Genomic DNA, 3,451 nt, shown 5'->3' with positions numbered 1-3,451 from the left:
TTATTCAGCTCGGTCGAAAGGGCGCTTTTCGACCGGGGCGGTCCAGTGAGGTTGGAAATCCACAAGCTGCCAAGGAATTGACGCTCGGGTGTCCTAACGGCATCCCCTCATGTCAAAACGATGTTTCCGACATCATCGATTTGCACTCCCGCTAGGAATAGCCTCGCGCGGGCGGCGGCAAGCGCCGGTTGGCTAAAATGGTCCCTGTGCCTCAGGACGATGGCCTCGGCCGTGAGTTCCGGTGTCCCGTAGCCCATCACCTCCGCGAAGCACGTGGGAAAATTCATCATTGTAGAGTTCATCCGTGTTCTTGATGTCGGCACGGCTGAATGCCACGATGCTATTAATAGCCGCTACCCCAAACTGATGCTGGAATGTGGTGGGATAGGTCTCCCCCTCGCCTGTGATCCCGACACCGTAAGCAGTATCGGCTCTTCCATCACCTATTTTTCGTGCACGGAGTCATGACAAGATGACGGCAATTAAGTTGACTGGCCGCGTCGTCGATTGGGACCACGAGGAGTATGACGAAGTCGCGATCAAGCCCGAGGAAGCGGGGGATTTCGAGGCTAACGGCTATTTCGTCGTGACCGTCGGGAACAGCATTCTTGCAATCCGAGCGGCGAAGCCGAATGACGGTGATATCAAGATCCAGCCGAAATCCGACATGCACGGACGCTTCGCCTCGGCCGGAGGCCACACGAATTATGGCTTTAGCGGCTATTTCAAAGGATTTGTCTATCTCGCGGGGAAGAGGAAGGCGCTAGTCGACTGGTGGACCCTGTTCCCGGCAAGGAACACCACTACGCAGCGCAGCAGGATAGGGGGAAAGCGGAAGCTGCCATTCGCGAGATCATAGAGACGCGGGCAGGGAACGAAGTCGCTAAGGTGAAGGGCGGCTACGCGTTTGATGCCGAGCAGGGTGATGGTCAAGCATCTGGCTAATGGAGGACAGGAAATCTAGACCAGGGACTGGAATCGTATCAGCCCTCTATCCTAGAGCGATAGGAACAGCGCCTCGTGCCTCAGGGCGGCACACCAATCCGGACGGGGACGAGGGCCTTGGGTGGAGTTGTCCGGCTGACAACGAGCCACTCAGCCTTTCGACCTCAGAGATCGTGCCATCCGGTGTACGGCATATCAACGTAAATGCCTCCGTCGCTAGGACGCGTGAATAACCCATATTGATTCAGCAGTTCTTCTAGTACTGCGATCAAAGGATCATAGATCTCCTGTCCGGTCCATTCTTTCATCTTGAAGAAGGGTATCACCGCTTCCCGGCACTCATCAAGAAGCCAACCGGAGGGCAACTCAGAAAGCTGTTTCAGCCTCATGTCATATTGGGCAGCCAGATCCGGATGTTCATCAGCATACTCGGCGACCCAGTCGGCATGGCCGATCCCATAACCGATAGCCTGAAACAGAAATGTCAGCCTCTCGATCACGATCGGCCAGAAGACATTCATGTCTCCATGAAGTCGATACTGGAGCCGAGCGGTTCGGATTTGATCGTCCACCTCCTTCAACGCATTACCGAGCATGTCGAGGAGTTCGAGGCCGACTTCCGGCGCAACCCATGCGGAACGCCGCTGGGCGGAGTATTCGGATTGGCACGGGTTGACGATTCTCTGAAGTGCGTCGTCGCGACCGTCGCGCGGCTTGGCCTCCTTCCAGCCACCTGGGTAGGTCTTCGTAAACAGCCGAAGATCGTCAACGTGAACAAGTTCGTGAATGAAGGTGTGGAGCGCGCGCTTGTGGTCCTCGTGGCCTTCGTCAACCACCCGGCGGACTAGTGGCATCCAGATCACCACCACGCTCCATATCTCGCCGTTCCGCATGACGTGCATAGCCATTGCGGCACCTTGTCCGTACTCGTTGGATGTTGGATCAGCGGCTGGGCTGCCTTCGCCACGGTCAACGCTCGCCAATGCTTCGTAATAGTCCGTGCCAACCACGATAGACTCGAGACGGCTTTAGGTCGAGATACCTGGAAATGCCCCGAGTCGCTCCCAACAAGCCCGAGGCAAACGCTCTTGCCTCTTCCTCGTTGTCCCTCTCCCAGCCCCGAATATTCACATTGAAGTCAGGGTAAAGGGTTGGCTCAGGAGCGTCGCCGTCCTGCGGCTCTTCAATGCCTTGGTCTGAACTGCTCTCCTCCGTCATTCACCCAAACCGAAAACGATTCTCGTACGAGTATATCCGTTGACGCAGCCTACAGCTAGTTCCCAGTCCCTTTGCTTAGGTAAGAAGCTTCGTGCACTCGTCGATCACATACTCAGGGACGCTTTCAAATTTGTGCGGATTTAACTGCATCACATACTCGTTCTCGATGTGGTAAGATTCGTTAATGAACTTTGTGATGACATCATCGTCATGTTCTCTAACAATGCGGAAAAGCTGAATTTTTTCGTACCCAACATCGGTCGCAAGAAACCTCGCTTTCATCAGTGCGACATCATTAAGTTGTTTAACAAGCTCGTCGTAATCAAAGTCCGAAATAAACACTAGGACACTTTCCTGTGCCTTCCTTTTTTCTTCGACACTCATGTCGCGATTCTCAGTTATGGTTTTCACTGTCGGTATAGGCCTCTTCTTAAAGAGGCTTGCCAATAGATTGTACTCCAGACCCACATCATCCGAAATCTCGTAATGGCGGCGTAAATAGATGGCCTTCACGATCGGATCGGCGAGCTCAGCAATATTCTCCCTGCATATCTTGGTGAAGGTCTGGATGTCCCCCCGTTGAATGGGCACCTCACTCACCTTCCCACCCCTAGCAGTAAGGAATGTTGCCGATGGATTGGATCCCTTAAAGACATCGCTCGTGCTCTTAATGACATCAATGGCAGGCTCGATATCGTGCGTCAGCATGATAGTTGTGCGGCCTCTAAGGCTACCCTTCCCTTGAAACAGCTCGTGAAGTATCGCAAATTTCTTGTTCTTATCAAACGAGGATATCGGGTCGTCCAAAACAACTATATCTGGATTTTCGCTCAGAACTTGATACATGAAGAGAACCAAGGCGAAAGCATTCTTCTCACCATAGCTGAGATGTTTTGCCGCAGATGCAACGTGCTCGTTCAGGTCATTGTGAATGAGTTTCATCTTGTATGAATCGGGCTCCGGGATGATCGCCACCGAGTACTTGTACCCCGCCGATTTCAGAAAGCTATTGATGCTCGCTTGATTCTCCTTGATCGCCTTCTCAATTCGCGCCTTGTGCTTGTTGACGCTGCCCTTCAGCACTCCGACCTTCTCGATAAGCTCCTCGAGTTGGGAGTTGATCGGGTCCGTTACCTTTCGCGTTTCCACCGAATCGAGCTTGTCCATCATCGCAAGGTCGATTTTCAGTTGTTCAATTTTTTCGCCAACTTCGCCAACGTCCCGCAAAGTGAAGAAGGAGATTGTGCGAAGACCTTCTAGTTTTTCGATGAGAGCATCGGTGTCAGTC

The 3,451-nt window shown here is 53.1% G+C and carries 3 protein-coding genes; 1 reads left to right on the top strand and 2 read right to left on the bottom strand.

All coding sequences use genetic code 11. The annotated features are described in order from the left end of the window. Window positions 1-472 precede the first annotated feature (472 nt). Window positions 473-859: a hypothetical protein gene (locus tag NKH05_RS32715; RefSeq protein WP_353027075.1), complete on the top strand. Its 387-nt coding sequence runs from the start codon at window positions 473-475 to the stop codon at window positions 857-859. 250 nt (window positions 860-1,109) lie between these two features. Here NKH05_RS32715 and NKH05_RS32710 read toward each other — a convergent pair whose 3' ends face one another. Further along, complete coding sequence (locus tag NKH05_RS32710; protein ID WP_353027073.1) at window positions 1,110-1,955, bottom strand: hypothetical protein; 846 nt, start codon at window positions 1,953-1,955, stop codon at window positions 1,110-1,112. Window positions 1,956-2,238: 283 nt separating this feature from the next. Continuing rightward, window positions 2,239-3,451 (bottom strand): AAA family ATPase (locus NKH05_RS32705; RefSeq protein ID WP_353027072.1); only part of this gene is annotated, 1,213 nt, incomplete at its 5' end.

This window comes from Mesorhizobium sp. M1399, from assembly GCF_040317735.1.
In the GTDB taxonomy this organism is placed as follows: domain Bacteria; phylum Pseudomonadota; class Alphaproteobacteria; order Rhizobiales; family Rhizobiaceae; genus Mesorhizobium.
This window is presented reverse-complemented; position numbering and strand designations above follow the sequence as displayed.